Annotated in this window: 25 protein-coding genes; 16 read left to right on the plus strand and 9 right to left on the minus strand. The window is 66.4% G+C overall.

Translation table 11 applies throughout. The features are described from left to right. Window positions 1-10: 10 nt before the first annotated feature. The 10 genes from C8E02_RS13745 to C8E02_RS13790 all read left to right on the plus strand — a co-directional run bounded on the left by C8E02_RS13745 (window position 11) and on the right by C8E02_RS13790 (window position 8,788). On the plus strand, window positions 11-1,192 hold the full coding sequence (locus C8E02_RS13745; RefSeq protein ID WP_120811556.1) for a type II secretion system F family protein: 1,182 nt from the start codon (window positions 11-13) through the stop codon (window positions 1,190-1,192). Continuing rightward, on the plus strand, window positions 1,189-2,883 hold the full coding sequence (locus C8E02_RS13750; protein WP_120811559.1) for a GspE/PulE family protein: 1,695 nt from the start codon (window positions 1,189-1,191) through the stop codon (window positions 2,881-2,883). Before C8E02_RS13745 ends, C8E02_RS13750 begins: the two co-directional genes overlap by 4 nt. Beyond that, window positions 2,864-3,697 carry a hypothetical protein gene (locus C8E02_RS13755; RefSeq protein ID WP_147424503.1) on the plus strand — a complete coding sequence of 278 codons (834 nt, stop codon included), beginning with the start codon at window positions 2,864-2,866 and terminating at the stop codon, window positions 3,695-3,697. The genes C8E02_RS13750 and C8E02_RS13755 overlap by 20 nt, the downstream gene beginning before the upstream one ends. A 2-nt stretch (window positions 3,698-3,699) precedes the next feature. Next, window positions 3,700-4,224: a hypothetical protein gene (locus C8E02_RS13760; protein WP_120811564.1), complete on the plus strand. Its 525-nt coding sequence runs from the start codon at window positions 3,700-3,702 to the stop codon at window positions 4,222-4,224. After that, complete coding sequence (locus C8E02_RS13765) at window positions 4,221-4,769, plus strand: hypothetical protein (protein WP_120811566.1); 549 nt, start codon at window positions 4,221-4,223, stop codon at window positions 4,767-4,769. The genes C8E02_RS13760 and C8E02_RS13765 overlap by 4 nt, the downstream gene beginning before the upstream one ends. Before the next feature lie 2 nt (window positions 4,770-4,771). Continuing rightward, a complete protein-coding gene (locus C8E02_RS13770) occupies window positions 4,772-5,272 on the plus strand; it encodes a hypothetical protein (protein WP_245961157.1) in 501 nt (166 codons plus the stop codon). A gap of 65 nt (window positions 5,273-5,337) precedes the next feature. Further along, the gene (locus tag C8E02_RS13775; protein ID WP_245961158.1) at window positions 5,338-7,254 is read left to right on the plus strand and encodes a secretin N-terminal domain-containing protein; all 1,917 of its coding nucleotides are present in this window, start codon (window positions 5,338-5,340) and stop codon (window positions 7,252-7,254) included. A gap of 17 nt (window positions 7,255-7,271) precedes the next feature. Beyond that, entirely contained in the window at window positions 7,272-7,772 is a 501-nt protein-coding gene (locus C8E02_RS13780) for a type II secretion system protein (RefSeq protein WP_047967218.1), read from the plus strand. A gap of 52 nt (window positions 7,773-7,824) precedes the next feature. Next, on the plus strand, window positions 7,825-8,205 hold the full coding sequence (locus C8E02_RS13785; RefSeq protein ID WP_211329252.1) for a type II secretion system protein: 381 nt from the start codon (window positions 7,825-7,827) through the stop codon (window positions 8,203-8,205). Next, window positions 8,180-8,788 carry a type II secretion system protein gene (locus tag C8E02_RS13790; RefSeq protein ID WP_245961159.1) on the plus strand — a complete coding sequence of 203 codons (609 nt, stop codon included), beginning with the start codon at window positions 8,180-8,182 and terminating at the stop codon, window positions 8,786-8,788. The genes C8E02_RS13785 and C8E02_RS13790 overlap by 26 nt, the downstream gene beginning before the upstream one ends. Window positions 8,789-8,839: 51 nt before the next feature. Here C8E02_RS13790 and C8E02_RS17475 read toward each other — a convergent pair whose 3' ends face one another. From C8E02_RS17475 to C8E02_RS13815, 5 genes are all read right to left on the minus strand, one after another. Next, a complete protein-coding gene (locus tag C8E02_RS17475; protein WP_170152170.1) occupies window positions 8,840-9,010 on the minus strand; it encodes a hypothetical protein in 171 nt (56 codons plus the stop codon). Between the two features lie 111 nt (window positions 9,011-9,121). Beyond that, entirely contained in the window at window positions 9,122-9,646 is a 525-nt protein-coding gene (locus tag C8E02_RS13800) for a MarR family winged helix-turn-helix transcriptional regulator (RefSeq protein ID WP_170152171.1), read from the minus strand. A gap of 23 nt (window positions 9,647-9,669) precedes the next feature. Continuing rightward, complete coding sequence (locus C8E02_RS13805; protein WP_120811901.1) at window positions 9,670-11,205, minus strand: DHA2 family efflux MFS transporter permease subunit; 1,536 nt, start codon at window positions 11,203-11,205, stop codon at window positions 9,670-9,672. A gap of 10 nt (window positions 11,206-11,215) precedes the next feature. Then, window positions 11,216-12,358 carry an HlyD family secretion protein gene (locus tag C8E02_RS13810; protein WP_120811580.1) on the minus strand — a complete coding sequence of 381 codons (1,143 nt, stop codon included), beginning with the start codon at window positions 12,356-12,358 and terminating at the stop codon, window positions 11,216-11,218. Window positions 12,359-12,397: 39 nt separating this feature from the next. Continuing rightward, window positions 12,398-13,846 carry an efflux transporter outer membrane subunit gene (locus C8E02_RS13815; protein ID WP_120811584.1) on the minus strand — a complete coding sequence of 483 codons (1,449 nt, stop codon included), beginning with the start codon at window positions 13,844-13,846 and terminating at the stop codon, window positions 12,398-12,400. Window positions 13,847-13,951: 105 nt separating this feature from the next. Here C8E02_RS13815 and C8E02_RS13820 point away from each other — a divergent pair, with 105 nt between their 5' ends. Continuing rightward, complete coding sequence (locus tag C8E02_RS13820) at window positions 13,952-14,632, plus strand: TetR/AcrR family transcriptional regulator (protein ID WP_120811587.1); 681 nt, start codon at window positions 13,952-13,954, stop codon at window positions 14,630-14,632. A 97-nt stretch (window positions 14,633-14,729) separates the two neighbouring features. Continuing rightward, window positions 14,730-15,335, plus strand: a complete 606-nt coding sequence (locus C8E02_RS13825) for a TetR/AcrR family transcriptional regulator (protein WP_120811590.1) — start codon at window positions 14,730-14,732, stop codon at window positions 15,333-15,335. A gap of 67 nt (window positions 15,336-15,402) precedes the next feature. On the opposite strand, the gene C8E02_RS13830 is transcribed toward C8E02_RS13825, so the two are convergent. From C8E02_RS13830 to C8E02_RS13845, 4 genes are all read right to left on the minus strand, one after another. Beyond that, a complete protein-coding gene (locus C8E02_RS13830) occupies window positions 15,403-16,371 on the minus strand; it encodes an AraC-like ligand-binding domain-containing protein (protein WP_120811594.1) in 969 nt (322 codons plus the stop codon). Between the two features lie 145 nt (window positions 16,372-16,516). Then, on the minus strand, window positions 16,517-18,601 hold the full coding sequence (gene capA / locus C8E02_RS13835) for a caprolactamase subunit alpha (protein ID WP_120811596.1): 2,085 nt from the start codon (window positions 18,599-18,601) through the stop codon (window positions 16,517-16,519). Continuing rightward, window positions 18,598-20,379, minus strand: a complete 1,782-nt coding sequence (gene capB / locus C8E02_RS13840; RefSeq protein ID WP_120811599.1) for a caprolactamase subunit beta — start codon at window positions 20,377-20,379, stop codon at window positions 18,598-18,600. Before capB ends, capA begins: the two co-directional genes overlap by 4 nt. Window positions 20,380-20,577: 198 nt before the next feature. Beyond that, entirely contained in the window at window positions 20,578-21,918 is a 1,341-nt protein-coding gene (locus C8E02_RS13845) for a purine-cytosine permease family protein (protein ID WP_211329253.1), read from the minus strand. Between the two features lie 186 nt (window positions 21,919-22,104). Here C8E02_RS13845 and hpnC point away from each other — a divergent pair, with 186 nt between their 5' ends. Genes hpnC through C8E02_RS13865 form a run of 4 tightly spaced genes read left to right on the plus strand, consistent with a single transcriptional unit; the run spans window position 22,105 to window position 25,808 of the window. Beyond that, entirely contained in the window at window positions 22,105-22,944 is an 840-nt protein-coding gene (gene hpnC, locus C8E02_RS13850; protein WP_120811602.1) for a squalene synthase HpnC, read from the plus strand. Further along, complete coding sequence (gene hpnD, locus C8E02_RS13855; protein ID WP_120811604.1) at window positions 22,941-23,786, plus strand: presqualene diphosphate synthase HpnD; 846 nt, start codon at window positions 22,941-22,943, stop codon at window positions 23,784-23,786. Before hpnC ends, hpnD begins: the two co-directional genes overlap by 4 nt. Beyond that, entirely contained in the window at window positions 23,783-25,075 is a 1,293-nt protein-coding gene (hpnE, locus tag C8E02_RS13860) for a hydroxysqualene dehydroxylase HpnE (RefSeq protein ID WP_245961161.1), read from the plus strand. The genes hpnD and hpnE overlap by 4 nt, the downstream gene beginning before the upstream one ends. Continuing rightward, complete coding sequence (locus C8E02_RS13865) at window positions 25,059-25,808, plus strand: SDR family oxidoreductase (RefSeq protein ID WP_047967206.1); 750 nt, start codon at window positions 25,059-25,061, stop codon at window positions 25,806-25,808. The genes hpnE and C8E02_RS13865 overlap by 17 nt, the downstream gene beginning before the upstream one ends.

Genomic DNA, 25,808 nt, shown 5'->3' on the forward strand with positions numbered 1-25,808 from the left:
CAGGAACATCATGTATTTCGAGATCAAGGCCATCAACCATGATGGCGAGGTAGCGGTACTGGTGCTGGAAGCCGGCAGCGATGGTGAAGCCGTCAGCCAGGCGCAGGACCAGGGCTATGCCGTGCTGGCGGTCAGGCAGCGCAGCTTCTCGTGGACATGGTCGCGTTCCGGCTTCCAGCTGGCGCTGTTTACCCAGGAACTGCTCGCGCTGCTGGAGGCCGGGCTTGCGCTGGTGGAGGCCATCGAGGCGCTGAACGAAAAAGAATCACGCCCGGAGTCGCGCCGCATCCTGAGCCAGATCATCCAGCGCCTGCACGAGGGCCTGTCGCTGTCGGTGGCGCTGCAGCAGTTTCCGGAGACCTTTCCTTCGCTGTATGTCGCCACCGTGCGCGCCAGCGAAAAAACCGGCGACCTGCAGAATGCGCTCGGCCGTTACCTCGCCTACCAGACCCAGGTTGATGCGGTGCGCAAGAAAGTGATCAGCGCCTCCATCTATCCGGCGCTGCTGATCCTGGCCGGTGGCGCGGTGCTGCTGTTCCTGATCGGCTACGTGGTGCCGCGCTTCGCCCAGGTCTACGAAACGATGGGCAGCGACCTGCCGCTGTTCTCGCGCTTGCTGCTGGCCTGGGGCAATTTGTTTCAGACCTATGCCGTGTTCCTGCTGCCGGCGCTGTTGCTGCTGCTGCTTGCGGCCGGCTACCTGCTGACCCGCCCCGAGGTCATCCGCCGGCTGGGCGAGTTGCTGTGGAAGATCCCGTCGCTGGGCGAGCGCATGCGGCTGTACCAGCTGGCGCGGCTGTACCGCATGCTGGGCATGCTGCTGGTCGGCGGCACGCCGGTGGTGCCGGCGCTGGCGATGGTGTCCGGCGTGTTGCAGACCTCGCTGCGGCTGCGGCTGCAGCAGGCGGCGCGGGATATCAGCGACGGCAAGCCGATTTCCGGCGCGCTGCACAGCCACGGACTGACCACGCCGGTAGCGCTGCGCATGCTGCGCGTCGGTGAACGCAGCGGGCAGATGGGCAGCATGATGGGCCGCATCGCCGGCTTTTACGAGGAAGAAATGGCACTGGCGGTGGAGCGCTTCATGCGCATGTTCGAGCCGGTGCTGATGGTGTTCATCGGGCTGGTCATCGGCATCGTGGTGGTGCTGATGTACCTCCCCATCTTCGAGCTGGCCGGGAGCATCCAATGAGCCGCGATCTTTCCCTTCCCGAGCCGGCGGCGTTCAGCGCCAGCCAAGTGCAGCAGGCGCGCGACGACGCGCAGCGCTACCAGCGGCCGCTGCTGGCGGTGCTGGAAGAGGGCAGCGGCCTGCCGCCGGATGCCTTCGTGCGCCACCTCGCCGCCACCGCGCACTACCCGGCGCTGGCGATGGCCGACATCGAGCAGCTGCAACCGGCCTTCGACGTGATCGCCTACCCCGACGCGGTGCGCCAGGAGTGCATGGCCTGCCGCAGCGCCGACGGCGAGCTGCGCATCCTGTTCAGCAACCCGTTCGATGCGGCGCTGCAGGAGTGGGTGCATTGCGCGGTGCAGCCGGCCGCCAGCTGGTATCTGGTGCACCGCGGCGATCTGGCCGCCTTCCTCACCCGTTACGAGGAGTCCTGGCGCGCCATCGACGTGCTGCTCGGCTCTGCGGCCAACCATGTCGAAACCACGCAGACGCTGGAGGACATTTCCTACAAGTCGATCAGCGAGGACACCAGCCAGGTGGTGAAACTGGTGCACTCGGTGATTTACGACGCGCTGAAGATGGGCGCCAGCGACATCCACCTGGAGTCGGGCGGCAACGGGCTGGTGATGAAGTACCGCATCGACGGCGTGCTGCTGACCGTGGGCAGCCTCAACGGCGCCGATCTGGCCGAGCAGATGGTGTCGCGGGTGAAGGTGATGTCGGAGCTGGATATCGCCGAGCGGCGCATCCCGCAGGACGGGCGCTTCAAGATCGCGATGCAGGGACGCGAGGTCGATTTCCGCGTCTCCATCATGCCCAACATCCTCGGAGAGGACGCGGTGCTGCGCATCCTCGACCGGCGCACGCTGACCGACAGCCAGCAGGAACTGCGACTGGACAGCCTCGGCTTCGACAGCCAGTTGATCGGCGAGATCCGCCGCTACATCAGCGAGCCCTACGGCATGGTGCTGGTTACCGGCCCGACCGGCAGCGGCAAGACCACCACCCTGTACGCGGCGGTGACCGAGATCAACTCCGGCAGCGACAAGATCATCACCATCGAGGACCCGGTCGAGTACCAGCTGCCGGGGGTGCTGCAGATCCAGGTCAACGAGAAGAAGGGGCTGACCTTCGTGCGCGGCCTGCGCTCCATCCTGCGCCACGACCCGGACAAGATCCTGGTCGGCGAGATCCGCGACCCCGAGACGGCGCAGATCGCGGTGCAGGCGGCGCTGACCGGCCACCTGGTGTTTACCACCGTGCACGCCAACAACGTGTTCGATGTCATCGGCCGCTTCATCCACATGGATATCGAGCCGTACAGCTTTGTCTCGGCGCTGAACTGCATCTTCGCGCAGCGCCTGGTGCGGCTGAACTGCCCGTTCTGCTCGCAGCCGGAGCAGCCGACGGTGGCGCAACTGCTGGCCGCCGGCCTGCCGGCCGAACTGGCCACGCACGACGGCTTTCGCAGCGGGCGCGGCTGCGGCCACTGCCGCGGCACCGGCTACAAGGGGCGCAAGGCGATCGGCGAAATGCTGCGCCTGACCGACGAGATCCGCGAGCTGATCGTGGCGCGCGAACCGATCCGCCACATCAAGGAAGCCGCGCGTCGCAACGGCACCCGTTTTCTGCGCGAGGCCGCGGTCGACATGGTCAAGCGCGGTGAAACCACACTACAGGAAATCAATCGTGTCACTTTCGTTGCATGAGCGAATCGGCTTGTCGCTGGCGCCGGAACGCGCGGTCTGGCTGCGGCTGTCGCGCGGCCTGCGGCCACGGCTGGTCGAGCGCGCGGTGGCCGCTTGCCCGCCGGCGGAGCAGGGGCCGGCGTGGCGCCCGGCGCTGGCCGCCCTGCGCGGCTTGCTGCAGGAGCAGCGCCTGCCGCCGCGCGCAGCAACGCTGGTGCTGTCCAACCATTTCGTGCGCTACCAGCTGATCCCGTGGCGCGAGGGGCTGGACACCCCGGAAGAGTGGCAGGCGCTGGTGCAGCACGCCTTCCGGCAGGTATACGGCGATGCCGCCGCGCAGTGGCTGTACCGCTGGAGCGGCAGCGGCTACGGCGGCCCGCTGCTGGCCAGCGCCATCGACAGCGAACTGCTGCAGGAAGCCGCTGCGCTGGCACAGGAGGCCGGCCTGCGGCTCGCGTCGGTGCAGCCCTATTTGATGGCGGCCTGCAATCACTGGCGCGGCCAGATCAAGGTTGGCCGCGGCGCCTTCCTGCTGGCGGAGCCGGGGCGGGTGGGGCTGGCCTGCTTTGACGAGCGCGGCTGGAGCGACCTGGTGTTCGAGCCGCTGGACGGCGACATCGCTACCGCCTTGCCGGCGGTATTGCCGCGCATGCTGTTGCGCCTGCAGCGCAGCCCCCTGCCGCTGGAGGTGTTCGCCTTTGCCGGCGACGGCAGCGCGGTGGTGTGGCCCGAGCCGCAAACGCTGCGCCTGCGCCCGCTGGCGCTGCCGTCGGCGCTGGCCGCCCTGTCCGCGGCGGACCGGGCCGCCTGCAGCATGGCGCTGCTGGGAGACTGAACATGCGCGCGATCGATCTCGACTACGTCAAAACCCGCCACCACTACGGCCGCGGCCTGCTGTTGCTGCTCGTGCTGGCGGCCTTGCTGCTGCAGGGCGGCTACTACGCGGCCCTGCAGCAGCAAGTCGCCAGTCAGCAGCAGATGGTCGCGCGCAACGAGATGGCGCTGCAGCGGTTGCAACCGCGCGCCACCGCCGCCGTGGCACCAGCGCTGCAACGCGAGATCGCCCGCGCCAACGAGGTGTGGGCGCGGCTGAACCAGTCGTGGCCGCAGCTGTTCGACGCGCTGGAGGCGGCCAGGAACAACGAGGTCGCCTTGCTGGAAGTGGAGCCGGACAGCCTGCGGCAGACGGTGCGCATCACCGCGGAAGTGAAGCGGCGCCCGGCGATGCTGGCCTATATCGAGCGCCTCGGCCAGCAGCCGGCACTCGGCGACATCACCCTGCTGGAGCACCACGTCAACCAGCAGGACAAGGAGCTGCCGATCCGCTTTTCGCTGTCGGCACAGTGGAGGGCCGGCTCATGAACACGTTCTGGCCCCGGCTGAACTACCTGCGCCAGCGCGCGGGCTGGCCCTTGCTGCTGCTGGTGTTGCTGGTAATCGGCATGCTGCTGTTCCACACCATGCTGACGCGGCCGTTGCAGGGCCAGCTGACGCAGCTGCAACAGCAGGCGCAACAGCAGGAGCGCGACATCGTGCGCCTGCGCTACCAGCGCAGCCACCCGGTGGCCAGCCCGCAACTGCGGTTGCAGCGCTTTTATCGCGCCTTTCCGCACCAGGCGACCGCGCCGCTGTGGCTGGAGAAGATCTATGCCGCCGCCGAAGCGCAGCAGCTGGCGCTGCCGCGCGGCGACTACAAGGTGCTGCCGGACCGCAGCGGGCAGCTGCTGCGCTACGAGGTGCAGCTGCCGGTGCGCGGCAGTTACCGACAGCTGCGCGCCTTCGTGGCGCAGCTGCTGGCCGAGAACCCGACGCTGTTGCTGGCCAACCTGCGCTTCAAGCGTGACAGCATCGGCCAGCCGCAGCTGGATGCCGCCATCCACCTGGTGCTGCTGCTGAGGGAGAGCTGACCATGCTTGCACAACGACAACGCTGGTTGCTGCTGGGGGGCGCACTGCTGCTGACCCTGCTGCTGGCGGCCGGCATCGGACAGCCGGAGAGCGAGACCGGGGCGGTGGTGGTCGAGCCGGTGGCCGCGCGTCCGCGCGGCAGCCGCGTCGCAGCCGCACCGCCGGCCGAGCTGCAGGTCGGCAGCCTGGCCAGCCTGCCGCGCGATCTGGGCGCGGGGCGGGTCAAGGATCTGTTCCCGGTGCAGAGCTGGTATGTGCCGCCGCCGCCGCCGAAACCGGCGCCGCCGAAGCCGCCGCCATTGCCGTTCACCTATCTGGGCAAGGCGGTCGACGATGGCCAGGTGACCGTATTCGTGGCGCAAGGGGAACGTAATCTGGTGGTGAAAGCGGGCGATGTCATCGACGGAGTGTACCGGGCAGACAGCATCCTGCCGCCGGTGATGACGTTCACCTACTTGCCGCTGCAAATGCAACAGACCTTAGAGATCGGAGTGGCAAATTGAAACGCTTACTCTTTCGGCTGCTCATCCTGTCCGTGTTCGCGGGATGTGCCAGCAACAAGGCTTTCATGGAAGGCAAACAGCTGCTGCTGGACGGCCGGGCGGAGGAGGGCTTTGCCCGCCTGGAAGAGGTCGTCAAGCAGTCTCCGGACAATGTCGAGTACAAGAGCTACCTGTACAACCAGCGCGAGCGCTTCATCAACCAGTGGCTGGCGCAGGCCAATACCGTGCAGCTCAACAGCCAGTTCGACGACGCGGAGATCCTGTACCGCCGCGTGCTGAACCTCGACCCGCAAAACCAGCGCGCGCAGGCCGGGCTGGATGGTCTGGTGCAGGAGCGGCGCCACCGGCTGATGCTGGACGAGGCGCAGGCGCAGCAGCAAAAAGGCGAGGTGGCCCCGGCACTGGCCACGGTACGGCAGGTGCTGGCCGACAACCCGCGCCATCGCGACGCCAGGATCATGCTGCGGCGGCTGGAAGAGCAGGGCGGCAACGACAGCATCGTCAGCCCGCAGCTGAAATCGGCGCTGGCGCGCCCGATCACGCTGGAGTTTCGCGACGCGTCGCTGAAAGCGGTGTTCGAGATCATCTCGCGCACCGCCGGCGTCAACTTCGTCTACGACAAGGACGTGCGCGCCGACCTGAAGGCCACCATCTTCGTGCGCAACACCACCATCGAGGAAGCGGTGCAGCTGCTGCTGGTGTCCAACCAGCTCGACCGCCGCGTGCTCAACGACCGCACCATCATGATCTACCCCAACAACCCGGCGAAGCAGAAGGACTACCAGGAGCTGGTGGTGAAAAGTTTCTACCTGGCCAATGCCGAGGCCAAGGATGCGGCCAACCTGATCCGCACCCTGCTGAAGACGCGCGACATCTTCGTCGATGACAAGCGCAATCTGGTGGTGATGCGTGACACCCCCGAGGCGGTGCGGCTGGCGGAAAAACTGATCGCGTCGCAGGATCTGGCGGAGCCGGAAGCGATCCTGGAAGTGGAAGTGCTGGAGGTCAACCGTGCCCGGCTGCAGAACCTGGGCATCGAATGGCCGGGCCAGGTCGGCTACGGTCTGCTGCAGGGCGGTACCACCACCGCGGTGCTGGGCACCGGCGGCAACACCATCTCCGAGGTCACCACCCCTGGAAATACCGTGGCGCAGGGCGTGATTGACCTGCGCGCCAACCCCAGCCGGCTGACCACCTTCATCGCCAACCCGGCGCTGCTGGTCAACCTGCGGGCACAGGACACCAACGCCAACGTGCTGGCCAACCCGCGCATCCGCGTGAAGAACCACGAGAAGGCGAAGATCCACATCGGCGACAAGGTGCCGGTGTTCACCAGCACCGCGGTGGTCAATGCCGGCATCGCGCAGTCGGTGTCCTACCTCGATGTCGGCGTCAAGCTGGAGGTGCAGCCCACCATCGGCCTGGACGAAGACGTCACCATCGATGTCGGGCTGGAAGTCAGCAGCATCGTCAAGCAGGTGAACTTCGGCGACAGCATCGCCTACCAGATCGGCTCGCGCGCGGTGGATACCATGCTGCGCCTGCGCAACGGCGAAACCCAGGTGCTGGCCGGCCTGATCCAGGATGAGGACAGAAGTTCGGTGACCAAAATCCCGGGGCTGGGTGATTTGCCGCTGCTCGGCCGCCTGTTCTCCACCAATAACGACAACCGCTCCAAGTCGGAAATCGTGTTGCTGATCACGCCGCACATCGTGCACAACCTGGCGCTGCCGGCCCGCAATATTTCCGAATTCCGCGCTGGCACCGAAAGCAGCATCGGCGGTATGGGCGCGGTCGGCGGCGCACCGTCACCGATCCCGTCTTCGGGTGTGAGCAGTCGCAGTGTGCCGCCGGCCGTGCCAGCGGTGCCGGGCATGATCCCGTTGCCGGGCATCGTGCCGTTCCAGCCGACACCGGCGCCGAGCACCGCACCGGCCCCGGTACCGATTCCGCCGCCGGCCGCACCGGCCCCGGCGCAGTAGCCGGACGGGGAGGGAAAATGAAGGCGCCAGCGCAAACCGGCGGCCACCGCGCCCGCGGATTCACCCTCATCGAGCTGGTGGTCACCGTGGCGATCGTGGCGCTGCTGGCCAGCATCGCGCTGCCGCTGGCGGAGCTGACGGTGCAGCGCGGTAAGGAGCAGGAGCTGCGCGTGGCGCTGCGCCAGATCCGCGACGGCATCGACGCCTACAAGAAGGCGGTCGACGACGGTCGCATCCTGAAGGCGGCCGACGAAAGCGGCTACCCGAAGACGCTGGCGGTGCTGGTGGAAGGCGTGCTCGATCCCAAGGACCCGGACAAGCAGAAGAAGATCTATTTCCTGCGCCGGCTGCCGCGCGATCCGCTGGCGGCCGACCCGCAGCAGGACGCCGCCGAAACCTGGGGGCTGCGCAGCTATGACAGTGAGGCCGACGCCCCGGAAGAGGGCGAGGACGTGTTTGATGTCTATTCCAGGGCGGATGGCAACGGGTTGAACGGCATCCCGTACCGGCAATGGTGATAACGCGGCCGCCGTGGTGTGCCGCGTGCGGCAGGGAAGATCGGGCGTGTCTATGAAAATGCACCAAGCGCGTGGCTTTACGCTGATCGAGCTGATGGTGGTGATGAGCATCATCGCCCTGTTGCTGACCATTGCCGTGCCGCGCTATCTCAGCAGTGTCGAGCGTTCCAAGGAAGCGGTGTTGCACAGCGACCTGTTCATCATGCGCGAGGCCATCGACAAATACTACGGCGACCGCGCCAGGTATCCGGATGCGCTGGAACAGCTGGTGACCGACAGGTACCTGCGCAGCCTGCCGCAAGACCCGTTTACCGAGAGCAGCACGACCTGGGTGGTGGTGCCGCCGGACGATCCGGCCAAGGGCGGGGTGTTCGACGTCAAGAGCGGCGCCGAAGGCGAGGCACAGGATGGCAGCCGCTATCAGGAGTGGTAGCGCGCGTCGCCGTGCCCGGCGGGCGCCGGCTGCCGGCCAGCGCGGCTTCACCTATCTCGGGCTGCTGGTGCTGATCGCGGTGATCGGCTGGATGTTGGCCGCAACCGGCGAAGTGTGGTCCACGGTGCAGCAGCGCCAGCGCGAGCAGGAGCTACTGTTCGTCGGCAACCAGTACCGCGAGGCGATCCGACTGTATTACGAGCGCTCGCCGGCGGCGGCCAAGCGCTACCCGCCGACGCTGGCCGACCTGCTGCTGGACAAGCGCTATCCCACTGTCCAGCGCTATCTGCGCCAGCTGTATCCCGACCCGATGACCAGCAAGCCGCAGTGGGGGCTGCTGCGCGCGCCCGACGGCGGCATCGCCGGCGTCTACAGCCTCGGCGGCGGCGTGCCGTTCAAGGTCGACCAGTTCGAGCAGCGTGACGCCGCGTTCAAGGGTGCGCGCAGCTACGCACGCTGGCAGTTCAGCTACCAGATCGTCGGTGGTGCCGCACTGCAACCGGATGCGGCCAACGAGGATGGTGAGAGTGAGCAGCCGTTCGACGCGCCGGCCGACAACGCCGATACCGGTGCTGACGGTTGAGCGTCGATTGGACGCGATGCAATCTGCCGGGATGGCCCGCACGCCGGTTCTTCACGATGCCCCGCCGGGGTTGATCGGCCTCCGGCGTGCGCCACATGTCTTCAAATTCCCTGGATGGCAGATGATGTTGTGCGGCTGGCCGATCCGCTCGTCCTGCTCGGATCCACAGGCGCTGATGAAGGCCGGGTTGGCCCGCAGGATCACGCCCTTATGCTTGGTCATGCAGACCAGCGGGCGATGGAACTCCCGCGGGTACGCCTGCCCGGTCACCGGTTGATGGTGTCGCCTGCTGCGCTTTCGTATCGGGTTATGGGCGTCATGGCACGCTTGCCGTCATCCGGCAAGCGGTCCGGCGTGTGCCAGGATCTTCTTTTGTAACCGTAGCAGCAGGTTTTTCTCGGACAGGCTCAGGACGGAAAATGTCCGCTCGGCCTGCTCGTGCAGGCGCGGCAGCAGCGCGTCCATTTGCGCGATGCCCCGCGCCGTCAGTCGCAGTTCGACGGTGCGCCGGTCATGTGCACTCCGGGAGCGCCGGATCAGCTGCATGGCTTCCAGCTCGTTGCCAATACGGGAGACGTTGGTCGGCTGTTCCCCGGTGCTTGCCGCCAGCGCGGAGGGGGTCATCACTCCATCCTGCGCCTGGTACAGCACCAGCAAGGTGGCGTAGGTCACCGGGGTCAGGTGGGCCTCGCGCAGCGTGTCGTGCATGTCCGCCAGCATCACCTTCCATAAGCATTGGAGCTGGTGAACCAGTTCCATGCTTTGTGGCGAATTGGGCGGCAGGCCGGGCTTGCTGCGGGCGAGCAGCGCTTCGGCAGCCCGGACGGTACGCCGTCCGGGCTTGGCGGGATGGCTCATGGTGCGGTCCATTGGTATCGGCCTCAGTGCACGTTGCTGGTATCGGCGACGCGGGTGGGTCTGGGCGCGAGCCAAACCACACAGGCCGCCACCACGAACGACAGGCCGCTGATCCAGAACACCTCATTGGTCGACAGCATGATGCTTTGACTGTCCACCAGATAATTGAGCAGGTTGCGTGCCGGCTCCGTTCCGAAGACCGTTCCCATCGAATGTACCGCTTCGCCGCCGGCATCGGACAGGCCGGTCAGCACGTCGTGGTAGTACTTGGCCTTGTCCTCCCAGGCCGTGGTCACCAGCGAGGTGGCAATCGCGCCGGACATGGTGCGCAGGAAGTTCATTAGACCGGCGGCGGCGGCCATCTCGTGTTCTTCCACGCTGGACATGGCCAGGCCGATCAGCGGCACGAAGAAGAACGGCATGCCGAGCCCTTGGAAGAACAGCGGTAGCGCCACTTGCACGAAACTGATGTCGGTGGTGGCAAAACTGCGGAACAGCGTCACCGCACCCAGCCACATCACGCCCATGAACACCAGTGGCCGCGGATCCATGCGCGTGGTCAGCTGCGCCACCAGCGGTGCGGCCAACACGGACAGGATGCCGCTGATGGCCTGCGCGATGCCGGCATCCGTCGCGGTGTACCCCATATAGCTTTGCAGCCATTGCGGGGTGAGCACGGTGGCGCCGAAGAACGAGCCGAAGGCGAGGGAAATGGTCAGCACGCTGACCCAGTAACCACGGTGGCGGAACACGCGCAGGTTGACCACCGGGTTGCGCTCGGTGAGCTCCCAGATCAGGAAGGCGGCGAAGCCGATCACCGCGACGATGGCCAGCGTCACGATTTCATTCGACGCAAACCAGTCGTGGTTCTTGCCTTCATCCAGCATCAGCTGCAGCGCCGCGACCCAGATCACCAGCAGTGCCAGCCCGATGCTGTCAATGCGCGAACGCTGGATGGCGCTTTCGTGGCGCTTCAGCATCTGCCAGGCGATGTAGCTGCAGATCAGCGCGATCGGTACGTTGATGTGGAAAATCCACGGCCAGCTCACCTGGTCGCACAGCACGCCGCCCAATAGCGGCCCCAGCACCGGCGCCACCAGCGTGGTCATACTCCACAAGCCAATGGCCGTACTTTGTTTCTCTTTCGGGAAGATCTGTTGCAGCAGGGTCTGCGACAACGGCATGAGCGGGCCGCCGGCCAGACCCTGCAGCACGCGGCAGGTCAGCAGCATCTCCAGCGAACTCGACATGCCGCACAGCATGGAGAACAGGCCGAACAGCAGCATCGAGGTCACGAACAGGCGCACGGTGCCGAAGCGTGCCGTCAGCCAGCCGGTCAGCGGTACGGTGATGGCTTCTGCCACCGCATAAGAGGTAATGACCCAGGTGCCCTGGTTGGCAGCCACACCTAGGCCGCCGGCGATATTGGGTACCGAGACATTGGCGATGGTGGTGTCGAGCACCGCGATGAAGTTGCCCGCCGCCAGCGCCCCCGCGGCCAACCATAACTGGGCGCCGCTTAGCGGCGCGGGCGTAGCATGGGTTGTCGTTGCTGACATCATGGCTTCCTTAGTTGTCGCGGGTGTCGATGGTCGCGGTCATGGACAGGCCCACGGACAGCGGGTGTGCCTTGAGTTCGGCTGGATCCAGCGCAATGCGTACCGGCAGACGCTGTACCACCTTGATCCAGTTGCCGGTAGCGTTTTGTGCCGGGATCATGGCGAAGGCCGAGCCGGAGCCACCGGCCAGGCCCACGACCTTGCCGTGATAGACCGCCTTGCTGCCATACAGGTCGGACGTCAGCTTGACGGCTTGGCCGAGACGAACCTTTTCAAGTTGCACTTCCTTGAAGTTCGCATCGACGTGGGCCTGTTGCAGCGGCACCACCGACAGCAGGTTGACGCCGGCCTGTACGCGCTGGCCTACCTGCACTTGGCGCTTGGCCACCACGCCGTCGATCGGAGCGCGGATGACGGTGCGCGCCAGGTCGAGCCGGGCCTGGTCGCGCTTGGCGCGCGCCAGGGCCACTTCGGGGTTGGTGTCGACCGTGGTGTTGGCGGTCAGCGTCTGGTTGCTCTTGAGCGCCTCGACCGCCGCTCGGTAGTAGGCTTCGCTTTGTGTCGCGGCTGCTTCCGCGTCGCGGTATCTGGCCTCGGCAACGGACAGTGCGTTCTTGGCATTGCTCAACTCCTCGGCCGATACGGAGCCATTCTTGACCAGTGCCTCGCGACGCTTGAAGTCAAGCTGCGCGCGCTCCAGGTCCGAACGTGCCGACGCCAGTTGCGCGGCGGCTCGAGTCTGCTCGGCGCTGCGTGCCTGCACCTGCGCCGTCAGCCCGGCATCGTTGGCGAAGAAACCGCGTACGCGACGTTCCGCGCGTTCCAGATCGGCTTGTGTCTGCGCCAGCGCCAGCCTGGCATCGCTGTCGTTCAGCAGCACCAGGATGTCTCCTCTCTTGACGTGCTGGGTGTCCATCACCTGCACCGTGCGCACGGTGCCGGCGACTTCCGGGGTGACCTGGGCAATTTCGGCGGCCACGTAGGCATTGTCGGTGCTGACGTAGTGCGAGGCGACAAGCACCCAGTAGCTGCCGTAGCCGATGGCGGCCGCGGCGATGGCGCCGCCCAGCAGCATGAACAGTTTTTTGCGGCGTACCGGCATTTCGTCTGCAGGCATCTGGGCGGCGGGAAGAGTTTGGGCTTGGCTGGTCATGTCATGTTCCTCGAAAAGTGTGATGGTTCGTATGTGTTATCAGGTGCGGTCGCTCTGGTAGCCGCCACCCAGCGCCTTGATCAGGGCGACGTCCTGGGTAAATTGCTGGCTCTGCAGGTCGGTCAGCACCCGGCGGGCGTTGATGACGCTGTCTTCTGTATTCAGCACGGTCAGGTAATTACCCAGCCCGCCCTGATAGCGTTCCAGGGACACGCGGTAAGCCAGTTGCGCTGCCTGCAGCGAGGCCTTGCGCAGCTGCAGTTGCGGATCCAGCATGCGCTGTTGCGTGACGGCGTCGGCCACCTCGCGCAGCGCCTGGGCCAGCGTCTGGTTGTAGCTGGCGACCGCACTGTCGTATTCGGCGCGTGCCACTCGGTAGCCGCCTTCCAGCTGGCCGCCACGGAAAATCGGCAGGCTGATGGCCGGGCCGATGCCGGCGATGCCGGCGCCACCCTTGCTCAGCATGTCGATGCCGAGCGACTGGACGCCGAGGTAGGCGCCCAGATTGACGTTGGGGTAGAAGCCGGCGTGGGCCACGTCGATACGCTTGGCAGCGGCTTCGGCGCGCAGGCGCGCCGCGACCAGATCCGGCCTGCGGCCGATCAGTTCGGCCTGTACCTCGGACGGCAGACCCTGCGCCTGGCTTAGGTCAACGCTCGGCCGCGCAATGCTCTGGCCGCGGTCCGGACCGGCACCGGTCAGGGCGGCCAGCTTGTTGCGCTGCAAGGCGATCGCCTCGTCGACCGCGATCAGGTCGGCTTCCGCGCCAGCACGGCGCGATTCGGCCTGGTAGCCGCTGCCGAGGGTTTCCAGCCCGTTGCGCTGGCGTTCGTTCAGCAGTGCCTCGCTGCGGCGGCGGACTTCCACGGCTTGCGTGGTGGCGTCTCGGTCGGCATGCAGGCGGGCCAGTTCGGCATAAGCGGCGGCGATGGCGCTGGTCAGCATCAGCCGGGTCTGTGCGGCTTCGGCCTGGGCGGCGGCGAGCTCGGAGGTTGCCGCGGCGACGGAAGCGCGGTTCTTGCCCCAGAAATCCAGTTCGTAGCTGAAGTCCAGCGCCACGCGGGCCGAGGTGTTGAAGCCCTGCGGCATGGCGGCACGCGGCGTGCCGTTGTTGTAGCTCTGCTTCTGGCGCATCACGCTGGAATTCAGATCCACGCCGGGGAGGCGGCTGGCGCCGGCCTGCTGGGCATAACCTTCGGCCTTGAGGATGCGGGCCTGTGCGGTGGCCAGGTCCGGCGCATTGGCCAGCGCCTCTGCCATCAGCTGGGTGAGCTGGGCATCGCCGTAGCGTTGCCACCACTGTTGCCCGGCCCAGCTGTTGCCGGTTCCGGCTAGGCTCTGGCTGCTTTGCAATTTTTCCGGGGTGTGCAACTGCGGCTGCGGGCCGAGATCCGGCACGCTGGCACAAGCTGCCAGTGCGGCAGTAAATGCCAGAACAAGGCCGTTGCATGCGATGTTACGTGCTGAGTTTCGCGGGTAAGCGGGCATTGCGTTCTCCTATAAGTAAACCAATTGGTAAAGTTATAGCAACAAGCTACAATGGCTGTCAATACTTAACTTAACCGTACAGTAAACTTATCAAGAGAGGGAGATATGCGAGTGAAGAGCGAGAGCCGGCGGCAGGCGATAGTCGCCGCAGCGGCCGAAGTGTTCCTGGAACGTGGTTACGAGATCGCCTCCATGACGGAAATCGCCGAGCGATCCGGCGGATCGAAAGCCACGCTGTACAGCTACTTTCCTTCCAAGGAAGCGCTGTTCCTTGTGGTGATGAAGCAACAGGCCGAAGAATACATGGTGGAGGCGTTTGGCCGTTTGTCGCCGGGCAGTGATCTTGCCGGGACCTTGCGGAAATTCGGAGAGCACTATTTGAATGTGATACTGCTCCCGGATCTGCTCATCATGCGCAGCATCGTGATGGGCGAGGGACCGCGTTCAGGCATGGGGCGGGTGTTTTTTGACAGCGGCCCGGCGCAAGGGTGGGGGCAACTGGCGAGGTTTCTCGAAGGGGAAATGGCGGCCGGCCGCCTGCGCCCCGCCAAGCCCTGGCGTGCCGCCTTGCATTTGATCAATCTGCTTGAGGCGGATTACCTGGAGTCTTTCATGACAGGCTTCGCCGAGGCGCCCAGCGCACAACAGATCGTGGCGTCAGCGCAGGAAGCCGTTCAAGTGTACTTGCATGGTTATGGTCGAAGCAGCAGCCGTGACCTGGGCATGCTTGAAAATGGCAGCTCAGGCCGCGTGGATGCGGAGGTGCCGGAGCCAGTCAACCAGTGAACGATGGTGGCGCTCCATGTTATAACTAAACCATTTGGTTAAATGTGAAGGCCATGGGTGAGGAATTATGACAATCGAGCGGAATCGTTGAGGCGGCATGCGTGTAAAAACTGAAGACAGGCGCCAGGCAATTGTTGCCGGGGCGGCCAAGGTGTTTCTGGAGCAGGGCTTCGATGCCACCTCGATGGCACAAATCGCCGCGCAGGTCGGCGTGACCAAGCCCACGCTTTATGGCTATTTCCCGTCGAAGGAAGATATCTTCCTGCACGTGATGAAAAAAGTGGCGACCGAGCTACTGGCGGCCGCTTTCGAGCGCCTGGCGCCGGGCAAGGATCTGGGGCAGACCTTGCTGAATTTCGGCGAGCACTTTCTCGCCAGCATGCTGCAACCGGATCTGATCACGTTACGCGGCATCATCATGACGGAGGGACGGCGTTCGGGTATCGGGGCCCTGCTGTTCGACAAGGGGCTTGCCCAGGAAATCGCAAAACTGGCCGCTTTCCTGGCGACAGAAATGGAGGCCGGCCAGCTGCGCCGGGCAAAGCCCGACACCGCGGCCGCCCATCTGCTGGGCATGCTGGAGTCGGAATACCAGCAGCACCTGCTTGGTGCCGCCAGTGAGCCGCCTACGGCCGCACAAGTTTCACAATCCGTTCAAGATGCTGTGGCCGTGTTCCTGCGCGGCTATGCGCCGGCTGCGTGACACTGCTGCATTCAACGGCGCCAGTCAGCCGGCGCCCGACACCCCTCCGTCTGCCGGCTTGATACCGCTAGTGCGCCTTGCCTTGGCGCGCCGCCTGCAGCCGCTCGGGCTCCTCGCGCGGGGTACAGCCGTAGCGCTGCTTGAACACCCGTGAAAAATGCGACTGGTCGGTAAAGCCCCACTGGTAGGCCAGCTGCGCCAGCGTTTGCGGCTGCGGGCTGCCCAGCGCCTGGCGTGCGCCCGCCAGCCGCTGTTCGCGCAGCCACAGGCCGAAGGTCTGGCCGGTGTCGCGGAACAGGTCGTGCAGGTAGCGCACCGAGATGCGGCAGGCGCCGGCGATCTGTTCCGGGGCCAGGCGGGTATCGGCCAGATTGGCGCGCACATAGCGTTCGATGCGGTTCAGGTGCGCGGCGCGCACGCAGGAGGCCTGCGAATCGAGCACCGCCGGATTGCCTTCGGTGGCGGCGACGAACAGCTCCAGCAACTGCTGGCCGACCAGCGGGTGCAGGCAGTCGTCGCCCTGTTCCAACCGCCGCCCGACCGCACCGAGGTAGTCGGCAAACAGCGCGCCGATGCTGTGACTGCCGTCAAAGGTCACCGCGCAGTAGCGCTCCGGATTGCGCAGCCGCGCGCGCAGCAGGTGGCCGGGGATTTTCAGCACCCACAGGTTGTTGGCGCGGGTGTGGTGGAATTCGTAGGGATCGTTGCTGCGTTCGAGGATGAAATGGCCGGCGCCGCAGTGCGCTTCGCGCCCCATCTGGCTGAAAAAGATGGCGCTCTGTCGCGGCAGCGACACCAGGAACTGCTCCTCGGCGGTGTCGTGCATCTCGCCGCGCACGCGGCGGTAGCTGAGCGGGCCGCTGCTGAGCCGCGACAGCGACTGCTGCCCCAGCTGCCAGCAGCTGAGGTCGCCCTCGAAGCGCGCCGGATCAAGAAAATCCAGCTGCAGGTTGAAATAGGTCTGGCCGATGATTTCCTGCCAGCGGCGATGGCGCTCTGCCGGCGCGGCGGCGAAGGTCGAGTAGTGCTGCATCATGTGTCGTCTCCTCTGGTGCCACCCCGGGATCGAGTCCGCCCGTCGTCGTTGCGACAGGATGCGCGGGTGTGGCGGCCGGCAGGCTGCCGGCGCTCATCACATGGGCCGACTGCAACGTTGGCCGCAGTCGACATTGCATCATTGCCTATTCTGCCCAGCGTGTCAGTTGATAACTGCCGGACTCGTGCAGCACCGCCTGCCAGCCGGGGCGGATGATGACGGTGGTGGTCGGCTCCTCGATGGCGGCGGGGCCGACGATACGGTTGCCGGCCTTCAGTTGTTCGCCGCGATAGACCGGCGTTTCCACCCAGCGGCCACTGTCGTCAAAAAGCATCGCCCGGAAGCCGTCGTGCGCCTGCGCCACGCCATCCTCGCCGGATGCCAGGTTCGGCAGCGCCGGCTTGTCGACCAGGCCGCTGACGGTGCACTCCAGGTTGACCAGTTCCACCGGGTTGTGCGGCTCGGCATAGGTGAACAGCGCCTCGTGGCGGTGGTGGAAGGCCTGCAGGATCTGCTCGGCGCCGTCTGGCGTGATCTCGCCGTTGGCGATCTCCACCGTGCACTCGTGGATCTGGCCCTGGTAGCGCATCTCCAGGCTGCGGTGCACGCGGATCTTGTCGTCGTCAAAACCGTCGGCGCGCAGGTGGCTGCGGCCCTTGGCTTCCATGTCGTCGAACAGCCGGTTCAGCGTGGCGAGATCGGCCTCGCGGTGCAGCCGCATCGGCGCGCTGGCGAGGAAGTTGTACTTGACGTCGGAAATCACCTGGCCGAAGGCGCACAGGCAGGAGGCGAATTTCGGCACCAGCACGGTGTGGATGCCCAGCTCCTCCGCCAGCGCGGTGATGTGCATGCCGGTGGCGCCGCCGGCGCAGATCAGCGCGAAGTCGCGCGGGTCGTAGCCCTGTTCGATAGAGATGCGGCGGATGCCGTTGGCCATGTTCATGTTCACCAGCGTGCTGATGCCGTAGGCGGCGCGCTCGACGCTGATGCCCAGCGGTTCGGCCACGTTGGCCGCAATCGCGGCACGCGCCTTCGGCTGGTCGAGGCGGATGCTGCCGCCCAGCACCGCGTCCGGGCGCAGATAGCCCAGCGCCAGATTGGCGTCGGTGACGGTGGCGCGCTCGCCGCCCTTGCCGTAGCAGGCCGGGCCGGGGCTGGCGCCGGCGCTGTGCGGGCCGACTTCCAGCATGCCGAAGGTATTGATGTGGGCGATGGAGCCGCCGCCGGCGCCCAGCGTCTCGACGTGGATCATCGGCACGCCGATGCGGTGGCGCAGGAAGTCGATGTTGCGGTTGAGGTTGGTCTGGCCGTCCTTGGCCAGCGTGATGTCGAACGAGGTGCCGCCCATGTCGACGGTGATTACGTTGTCGATGCCGAACGGGCGGGCGATGTACAGCCCGGCCTGCGGCGCCGACGCCGGCCCGGAGTTGATCGCGTTCACCGCCCGCTCTCGCATGATGTTGCCGACCGCCAGCCCGCCGTTGGACTGGAAGTAGCGCACCGGGCTGTGGGCGCCCAGCTCGGCGAAGAACTGGTCGATGCGCTGCACGTAGCGGCCCATCACCGGGCTGAGGTAGGCGTTGACGATGGTGGTGGAGGTGCGGGTGTACTCGCGCACCTGCGGGTAGACCTCGCTGCCGCTGCACACGAACACGCCGGGCAGGTGCTGTGCCACCAGCTCGCGGGCGCGCTGCTCGTGGGCCGGGTTGCGCACCGACCACACGAAGGAGATCGCCACGCTTTCGACGCCCTCGGCGCGGAAGTGTTCGATGGCGGCGAGGATGTCGTCCTCGTTCAGCGCCTCGTGCTCGCTGCCGTCGGCCAGCACGCGGCCGCGCACCGGGCGGCGCAGGTGGCGCGGCACCAGCTGCGGTGCCGGCGGGTAGCTGGCGTCGTAGCGGTAGCCTTCTTCCTTGTGGCCGAGGCGGATCTCGATACTGTCCTCGTGGCCGGCGGTGCACAGCAGGCCCACCTTCACGCCTTTCAGCTCGATCAGCGCGTTCAGCGCCACGGTGGTGCCGTTGATGCACAGGTCGCAGTTCTGGATGATGTCGCCAACCGGCATGTCCAGCGCCTCGGCCATCTGCTGCAGGCCGGCGGCGATGGCGCGGGTGCCGTCGTCTGGCGTCGACGGACTCTTGAACAGGCGTAGCGGGCCGTTGTGCTCGGCCAGCACGAAGTCGGTAAAGGTGCCGCCGGCGTCCACGCCCAAACGGAATCGCTGTTTCATGCTTGTGCTCCCAGGTTCAGTTGCTGACGCAGCGCGGCGGTGGCGGCGTCGTCGATATGCAGGCTGTCATCGGTGATGATCACGCCGTATTCCTCGCGTGCGGCCAACCTTGAGATCAGCCCGTTCTTCAGGTCGGCCAGCACCTGTGCCGGCGGTCGCTGCCACGGCAGACCGTAGCCGCCGCCGCCGGGGTTGATGTTGCGCGCGCGCTGGCCGGGCTTGAGGGTGGTGATCACGTTGTGGCGGTGCACGGTCAGCGCGCCGTCGTGTTCCACTTCCAGGCGGCCGAGCTTCTTGTCGATCAGCACGTCGTGCGCGCCGGCGGCACCCATGGTCGGGATCTGGCGGCCTTCGCCGAAGGCGATCACCGTCATGTCGTGGCCGCGCGGTTCCACTTCCCACACCGTGCCGCTGCCGCCGCGGTGCGTGCCGGCGCCGCCGCTGTCCTGCAGCAGGCCGTAGCGGTGGATGATGATCGGGTAGGCGTATTCCAGCAGCTCGATGTCGCCGGAGCTGAGCGCGCCAAAACAGCACAGCGGGCCGCAGGCGTGCCAGCCGTCCATGTACTGGGTGGCGCCGGCGCCGGAGATGATCGAGGCCAGCACCATGGTCACGTACTGTTCGCCGGTGGCGGGGTTGATGCCGGCGATGTTGATGCCGCTGGCGTGGCCCCAGGAGGCGGTGACGCGCTCCGGCGCGGCGGCCTCGAACGCCATGCGCACCGCGTCGGTCAGCGTTTCCATCGGCGTGGTGGTGCAGTTGACGTGCGGCGCCGGCTCGGCGGCGTTGCACAGCGTGCCGTGGGCGCCGAGATCGACCGATACGCAACGGTACAGCCCGGCGTTGTACGGCGGCGGCACCTGCGCGAACATCATCAGCCCGAGGTAGACGCCGGACATCGAGTTGCCGGCGTAGGAATTGATGAAGTAGGGGATCTGCGGCGGGCTTTGCACGCTGATGTGCACGTTGTCGCCGCTGACGGTGACCTGGGTGCGGATGGTCAGCTCGCCGTAGCCGTGGCCGGCGTCTTCCAGTACCGCTTCGCCGTGGTAAGTGCCGTCGGGAATGGAGCGGATCAGCGAGCGCATGTGGCGGTCGGCCATGTCCTTCAGCTCGGCGATGGCGGCGCGCACGGTGGCGAGGCCGTACTTGTCCAGCAGTGCCAGCAGGTTGCGCTCGCCGACGCGGCAGGCGCCGAACTGGGCGTTCAGGTCGCCTTCCTGGTCGCGGCGGGCGCGCATATTGCACAGCAGCAGGTTGACCACGTCGTCGCGGCGGCGGCCCTGGTCCCACAGCTTCACCGGCGGGATGCGCAGGCCTTCGGCGTAGATCTCTTTCGCATCCGGGTTGTAGCCGGCCGGCACCGGGCCGCCGATGTCGGTGAGGTGGCCCTTGCACACCGCCCAGAACACCAGCTCGCCCTGGTAAAACACCGGCTTGTACATGCAGCAGTCGAGGATGTGGCTGCCCTGGTACACCGGGTCGTTGTGGTAGATCACGTCACCCTCGTGGATGTCGTCGCCGAAGAAGTCGGCCACCGCCTTCATCGCCGGGATCAGCGAGCCGAGGTGGATGGGGATGTCCTGGCCCTGCAGGATCATTTCCGGCAGGTTATCGAACAGCGCGTTGCTGTAGTCGTGTGCCAGGTTGAACACGCTGGAGCGGCCGGTTTTCTCCAGCGTCAGCGTCATTTCGCGTTGCGCGGTTTCCAGCGCGCCGCGGACCACGGCCAGCGTGATCGGGTCGATCGCGGCTGGGACTTGATGCGCTTGTGTCATGGTGTGTCTCCGTTTTCTGGGGGGCAGCAATGCCTGTTGCCTGACTGCTACGGTAAGAACTTGTCCGGCCAGCGGCTTGCACCAGCGCGCACGAAATCTGGTCTGCCAGCGCAGTGCGCGGCGACAAAAAAGAACCCCGCAGCCAGGTGCGGGGAAAAGAGGAGTGAAGACGGTAAAAATGAAGCGGGAACGGCGCGCTCAGCCGCCCTGCGCCGCGGCCAGGCGGCTTTGCGACAGCTGCTGCAGATAGCGGTACAGCCCGAACGACACCAGGGCGGTGGCCGGCGCCGAGAAGCTGGCCAGCAGGCCGCCGCTCTCCAGCAGCGCGATGCCGCAGCCGGCGGCGACAAACCAGGCGCTGATGCCCTCGCGGCGCACCGCCTTGTTGTCGTCCGGCGCAAGGTTGGCCGCAGGCTGGCTCAGGATGTGGGCCAGCGCGATGCCGACCCACGCCACCACGAAGATGCCCTGGTAGGCCAGCGCCTGCAGGATGACGCTGAACACATTGCCCAGCATCAGCAGGTAGACGATGGCGCCGACCACCACGCCCCACGCCGCCTTGGGCAGGCGCAGGCCGCAGCTCTTGTCGAAGAAGGTTTGCATGTTGACGGTGGCGAGGTAGAAGTTGGCGGTGTTGATCCGCGTCTGGCTGACCCAGACAAAGGCCAGTCCGACCCAGCCCATCAGCTTCAGCAGCGCCAGCACCACCGACACCTCGCTGACGCCGCCGGTGGTCGGAATGCTGGCGGCGAGGAAGATGCCGACCACGCCGTTAAGCAGGAAGGTGAACAGGTAGAACGGCAGGCCGAAGTTGAAACGGGCGTGGTAGTCGCTGTCTTCTGCTTTGCCGAAGCGGGCGTAGTCCCAGGTGTACATCATCAGGATCCACACCCCCATGAAGTAGCTGAAACAGTGCCACCAGCCGTCCGCCGGAGCCCCGTCGGCCGGGGCCAGCTGTAGCCAGGCGTCGCTGTAGCCGTATTCGGTGATGGTCAGGATCACCGCGGCGGCCAGGCCCGACAGGTAGAACGGCAGCAGCACGCCGTTGAGCTTGTCCAGCCAGCGCTGCACGCTGCCCAGCACCAGCGGCACGCTGTACACCACCACCAGCAGGTAGGCGTGCTCGATCGACAGCGCCGGGAACATGTGCTGGATGGCGACCGCGATCACCGAGCCCTCGAACACCGCGTAGTAGATGGCGGTGGCGAAGAAGATCAGCGTCGCCAGCGAGGCGCCGGAATTGCCGAACAGGATGCGCGAGAACAGCCCCACCGACAGCCCGCTGCGTATCGCGTAGCGGGTGATGATGCCGTTGATCACGCTGTAGCACAGCGCCGACAGCGCGAGGCCGATCAGCGTGTTGACGGTGCCGTAATTCAGCGCCAGCGTGGCCGATACCACCAGCCAGAACATGGCGCTGCACACCGACCACCACGCCATGCTCAGCCCCAGCCGCCCCATGCGCGCATCGGCCGGCACCGCGCTGCGGGTGAAGTCCGGGTCGTCGTGCCGCAGTGCTTGATTGATGATTGTTGCCACGATTGTCTCCTTTGTTATCAGCCTGATGGCCTGGAGTCATCGTAGGAAGGCGCTGCCCGGCGGGATAGCACGCCAGCGCAGGCTTTATGGTGCGCCAGTGCAGGCGCACGGCTGCCGCGCAATAAAGCAAGCCCGCCGCCGGCTTGCTTTATAATGCCGCTTTTGTTGACGGGCGGTGCGCAGGCAATGTCGGTTGGTCATTACGAGAATTTCCCGGTCGGTTCCCTCCTGCTGCCGCGGCGCATGCGCCGCGCGGTGCACGTGATCTATCACTTTGCCCGTCATGCCGACGATATCGCCGACGAGGGCGATGCCCAGCCGGCGCAAAGGTTGGCCGCATTGCAGGCGCTGCGCGACGAGCTGGCGCGCATCGAGGCCGGCACCGCGCCGCAGCTGCCGCTGATGCAGGATCTGGCGCGGGTGATCGCCGCCTACCAACTGCCGCTGGCGCCGTTTTACGACCTGCTGTCGGCGTTCAGCCAGGACGTGACCAAGACGCGCTACCAGGACTTTGCCGAGCTGGTCGACTACTGCCGCCGCTCGGCCAACCCGGTCGGGCGCCTGATGCTGGCGCTGTACGGCGAGCGTGACCCGCGCAGCCTGGCGATGTCGGACGGCATCTGCACCGCGCTGCAGCTGATCAACTTCTGGCAGGACGTGGCCGTCGACTGGCAAAAGGGCCGCGTCTACATCCCGCAGGACGATCTGGCCCGATTCCGCGTCAGCGAAGATCAGATCGCGCGCGGCGACGCCGGCGGGGTGTGGCCGATGCTGATGGACAAGGAAGTGAAGCGGGCGCTCGCCATGCTGGAGGCTGGCTCGCCACTGGCGCTGAAGCTGAAGGGGCGGCTGGGCTGGGAGCTGCGCCTGATCGTGCTCGGCGGCGAGCGCATCCTGAAAAAGATACACGACGCGCGCGGTGACGTATTCACGCAGCGACCGGTGCTGACCAGCCGTGACTGGCTGGCGATCATCTGGAAGGCGCTGAGCGCGCGTTCCGGCAAAAACAAGAGGAGACGGGCGTGACCCCGCAGCAATACTGTGAAGACAAGGCCGCCAAGAGCGGCTCCAGCTTTTACGCCAGCTTCCGTTACCTGCCGCCGCAACAGCGCGATGCGATGGTGGCGCTGTACGCGTTCTGCCGCGAGGTGGACGACGTGGTGGACGAGATCCACGACGACAATGTGGCGCGCACCACGCTGGCCTGGTGGCGCAGCGAGCTGGCGGCGCTGTACCACGGCACGCCCAGCCATCCGGTGATGCTGGCACTCAAGCCGCACGTGGCGCGCTTCGAGCTGCCGCAGGCGTGGCTGGCGGAGATCATCGACGGCATGCAGATGGATCTGGATGTGCCGCGCTACAACCGTTTTGCCGACCTGCAGCTGTACTGCCACCGCGTCGCCGGCGTGGTCGGCCAGCTGTCGGCACAGATTTTCGGCTATACCGACCGCGCCACGCTGAAATACGCGCACGAGCTGGGGCTGGCGTTCCAGCTCACCAACATCATCCGCGATGTCGGCGAGGACGCGCGCCGCGGCCGGCTGTACCTGCCGGTGGAAGACCTGCAGCGCTTCGGCGTGCCGGCGTCCGAGGTGCTGGCCTATCGCGAATCGCCGCAGTTCGAGGAACTGATGCGCTTCCAGATCGAGCGCGCGCACCAGCACTACCGCAAGGCGTGGGAGCTGCTGCCGGCGGCCGACCGCAAGGCGCAGCGCATCGGCCTGGTGATGGCGGCGATCTACCGCGCCACGCTGGACGAAATCGCGCTGGACGGCCCGGGCAAGGTGCTGAACCAGCGGCTGTCGCTGTCGCCGGGGCGCAAGCTATGGCTGGCGTGGAAAACCTGGACCTTCGGCTACAAGCCTTGAAACCACGCGTCGCCATTATCGGCGCCGGCTGGGCCGGCCTCGCCGCCGCCATCACGCTGGCGCCTGCGGCCAACCTTGTGCTGTTCGAGGCCGGAAAGGTGGCCGGCGGCCGTGCCCGCCGCGTACCGCTGGACGGCATGGCGCTGGACAACGGCCAGCACATCCTGATCGGCGCCTACCGCGAAAGCTTGCGCCTGATGCTTCAGGTGGGCGTCGATCCGGCGCAGGCACTGGCCAGCCAGCCGCTGCGCTGGCACCAGATCGACGGCGTGCAGCTGCACTGCCCGGACTGGCCGGCGCCGTGGCATATGCTGGCCGGGCTGTGTCGCGCCAGGGGGCTGGGCTGGCGCGACAAGCTGGCACTGGCACGGCTATTGACCCAGCTCAGGGTGCGGCGCTGGCAGATCGGGCACGATGTCGCGGCGCTGGACTGGCTGCGGCAGCGTGGCCAGTCGCAGGCGCTGCTGGACGGCTTCTGGACGCCGCTGATCCTGGCGACGCTGAATACACCGCCGGCGCAGGCGTCGATGCAGCTGCTGGCCAATGTGCTGCGCGACAGCCTTGGCGCGGCGCAAGCTAACGCCAGCCGCCTGCTGCTGCCGCGCACCGACCTGAGCGCGCTGTTTGCCGAGCCGGCGCTGCAATGGCTGGCCGGCGCCGGCGCGCAGCTGCGCCTCGGGCAGCGGGTGCGGCACATCGACTGGCACGCGGCGCGGCCGCTGGTGGACGGCGACGCGTTCGATGTGGTGTTGATTGCCACCGCGCCGTATCACGCCGCCGCGCTGGCGGCGGACGAAAAACTGTCCGCCATGCTCAAGGCGTGGCAATACCAGCCGATAACGACCCTATACCTGCGTTTCGAGGGCAGGGTGCGTCTGCCGCAGGCGATGACCGGTTTGCAGCACGGCATCGGCCAGTGGTGGTTCGACCGCGAGGCGCTGACCGGCGAGGCCGGCCTGGTGGCGGTGGTGATCAGCGCCGCCGGCGAGCACGACACGCTGTCGCGCGCGGAACTGACGGCGCGGGTGCTGGCCGAATTGCAGCAGCACGTGCCGGACTTGCCGCAGCTTAAGGACAGCTGGCAGATCACCGAACAGCGCGCCACCTTTGCGGCCAACGTTGGCCTTGCGCGCCCGGCGCCGCGACTTGGCGTAAAATCCGGCTATCTCGCGGGTGACTGGTTGTGTGCCGACTATCCGGCGACGCTCGAAGGCGCCGTCCGTAGCGGCATCGCCAGCGCCCATGCCCTCATGCAGGACTGGAAAAAAGAACATGATGCAAACGTTTGACAAAGATTATCTCGCCGGCCGCGTGGTGCTGGTGACCGGGGCAACGCAAGGCATCGGCCGCGAGACGGCGCTGGCCGCCGCGCGCCATGGCGCCACCGTGGTACTGCTGGCGCGCAGCGTGAAGGGCCTGGAAAAGGTGTACGACGAGATCGTGGCGGCCGGCCTGCCGGAGCCGCTGGCGATTCCGCTGGACCTGCTCAAGGCCAGCGACGACGAATTCAATACCCTGGCGTTCCAGATCAAGCAGGCTGTGGGACGGCTGGACGGCATCGTGCACTGCGCCTCGCACTTCTATGCGCTGTCGCCGCTGGTGGACCAGCGCATCGACGAGTGGATGAACCAGTACCGCATCAACACCGTGGCGCCGTTCGCGCTGACCCGCGCCTGTCTGCCGCTGTTGAAGCAGGCGGCCGACGCCAGCGTGGTGTTCGTCGGCGAGACCCACGGTCAGCGTCCGGGGCCGTTCTGGGGTGCCTTTGGCGCCTCCAAGGCCGGGCTGGGCTATCTGGTGAAAGTCGCGGCCAACGAGTGGGACGTGTGGCCGCAGCTGCGCGCCAACCTGCTGGTGCCGGGGCCGGTCAACTCGCCGCAGCGCACCCGTACCCATCCGGGCGAAGCCAAGAGCGAGCGCGGTGAACTGGCGGCACTGATGCCGCACATGCTGTACTGGCTGGGACAGGCCAGTGCTGGCCGCAGCGGCGAGATCATCGAGCTGGATCTGCGTCCGTCGTAA

It is taken from the genome of Vogesella indigofera, from assembly GCF_003633895.1.
In the GTDB taxonomy this organism is placed as follows: Bacteria; Pseudomonadota; Gammaproteobacteria; order Burkholderiales; family Chromobacteriaceae; genus Vogesella; species Vogesella indigofera.

Bases quoted from the DNA above. Each gene is read 5' to 3' on its own strand.
- C8E02_RS13745 (WP_120811556.1), top strand. From the start codon at position 11: ATGTATTTCGAGATCAAGGCCATCAACCATGATGGCGAGGTAGCGGTA.
- C8E02_RS13750 (WP_120811559.1), top strand. From the start codon at position 1,189: ATGAGCCGCGATCTTTCCCTTCCCGAGCCGGCGGCGTTCAGCGCCAGC.
- C8E02_RS13760 (WP_120811564.1), top strand. From the start codon at position 3,700: ATGCGCGCGATCGATCTCGACTACGTCAAAACCCGCCACCACTACGGC.
- C8E02_RS13765 (WP_120811566.1), top strand. From the start codon at position 4,221: ATGAACACGTTCTGGCCCCGGCTGAACTACCTGCGCCAGCGCGCGGGC.
- C8E02_RS13770 (WP_245961157.1), top strand. From the start codon at position 4,772: ATGCTTGCACAACGACAACGCTGGTTGCTGCTGGGGGGCGCACTGCTG.
- C8E02_RS13775 (WP_245961158.1), top strand. From the start codon at position 5,338: ATGGAAGGCAAACAGCTGCTGCTGGACGGCCGGGCGGAGGAGGGCTTT.
- C8E02_RS13780 (WP_047967218.1), top strand. From the start codon at position 7,272: ATGAAGGCGCCAGCGCAAACCGGCGGCCACCGCGCCCGCGGATTCACC.
- C8E02_RS13785 (WP_211329252.1), top strand. From the start codon at position 7,825: ATGAAAATGCACCAAGCGCGTGGCTTTACGCTGATCGAGCTGATGGTG.
- C8E02_RS13790 (WP_245961159.1), top strand. From the start codon at position 8,180: ATGGCAGCCGCTATCAGGAGTGGTAGCGCGCGTCGCCGTGCCCGGCGG.
- C8E02_RS17475 (WP_170152170.1), bottom strand. From the start codon at position 9,010: ATGACCAAGCATAAGGGCGTGATCCTGCGGGCCAACCCGGCCTTCATC.
- C8E02_RS13800 (WP_170152171.1), bottom strand. From the start codon at position 9,646: ATGAGCCATCCCGCCAAGCCCGGACGGCGTACCGTCCGGGCTGCCGAA.
- C8E02_RS13805 (WP_120811901.1), bottom strand. From the start codon at position 11,205: ATGTCAGCAACGACAACCCATGCTACGCCCGCGCCGCTAAGCGGCGCC.
- C8E02_RS13810 (WP_120811580.1), bottom strand. From the start codon at position 12,358: ATGACCAGCCAAGCCCAAACTCTTCCCGCCGCCCAGATGCCTGCAGAC.
- C8E02_RS13815 (WP_120811584.1), bottom strand. From the start codon at position 13,846: ATGCCCGCTTACCCGCGAAACTCAGCACGTAACATCGCATGCAACGGC.
- C8E02_RS13820 (WP_120811587.1), top strand. From the start codon at position 13,952: ATGCGAGTGAAGAGCGAGAGCCGGCGGCAGGCGATAGTCGCCGCAGCG.
- C8E02_RS13825 (WP_120811590.1), top strand. From the start codon at position 14,730: ATGCGTGTAAAAACTGAAGACAGGCGCCAGGCAATTGTTGCCGGGGCG.
- C8E02_RS13830 (WP_120811594.1), bottom strand. From the start codon at position 16,371: ATGATGCAGCACTACTCGACCTTCGCCGCCGCGCCGGCAGAGCGCCAT.
- capA (WP_120811596.1), bottom strand. From the start codon at position 18,601: ATGAAACAGCGATTCCGTTTGGGCGTGGACGCCGGCGGCACCTTTACC.
- capB (WP_120811599.1), bottom strand. From the start codon at position 20,379: ATGACACAAGCGCATCAAGTCCCAGCCGCGATCGACCCGATCACGCTG.
- hpnC (WP_120811602.1), top strand. From the start codon at position 22,105: ATGTCGGTTGGTCATTACGAGAATTTCCCGGTCGGTTCCCTCCTGCTG.
- C8E02_RS13865 (WP_047967206.1), top strand. From the start codon at position 25,059: ATGATGCAAACGTTTGACAAAGATTATCTCGCCGGCCGCGTGGTGCTG.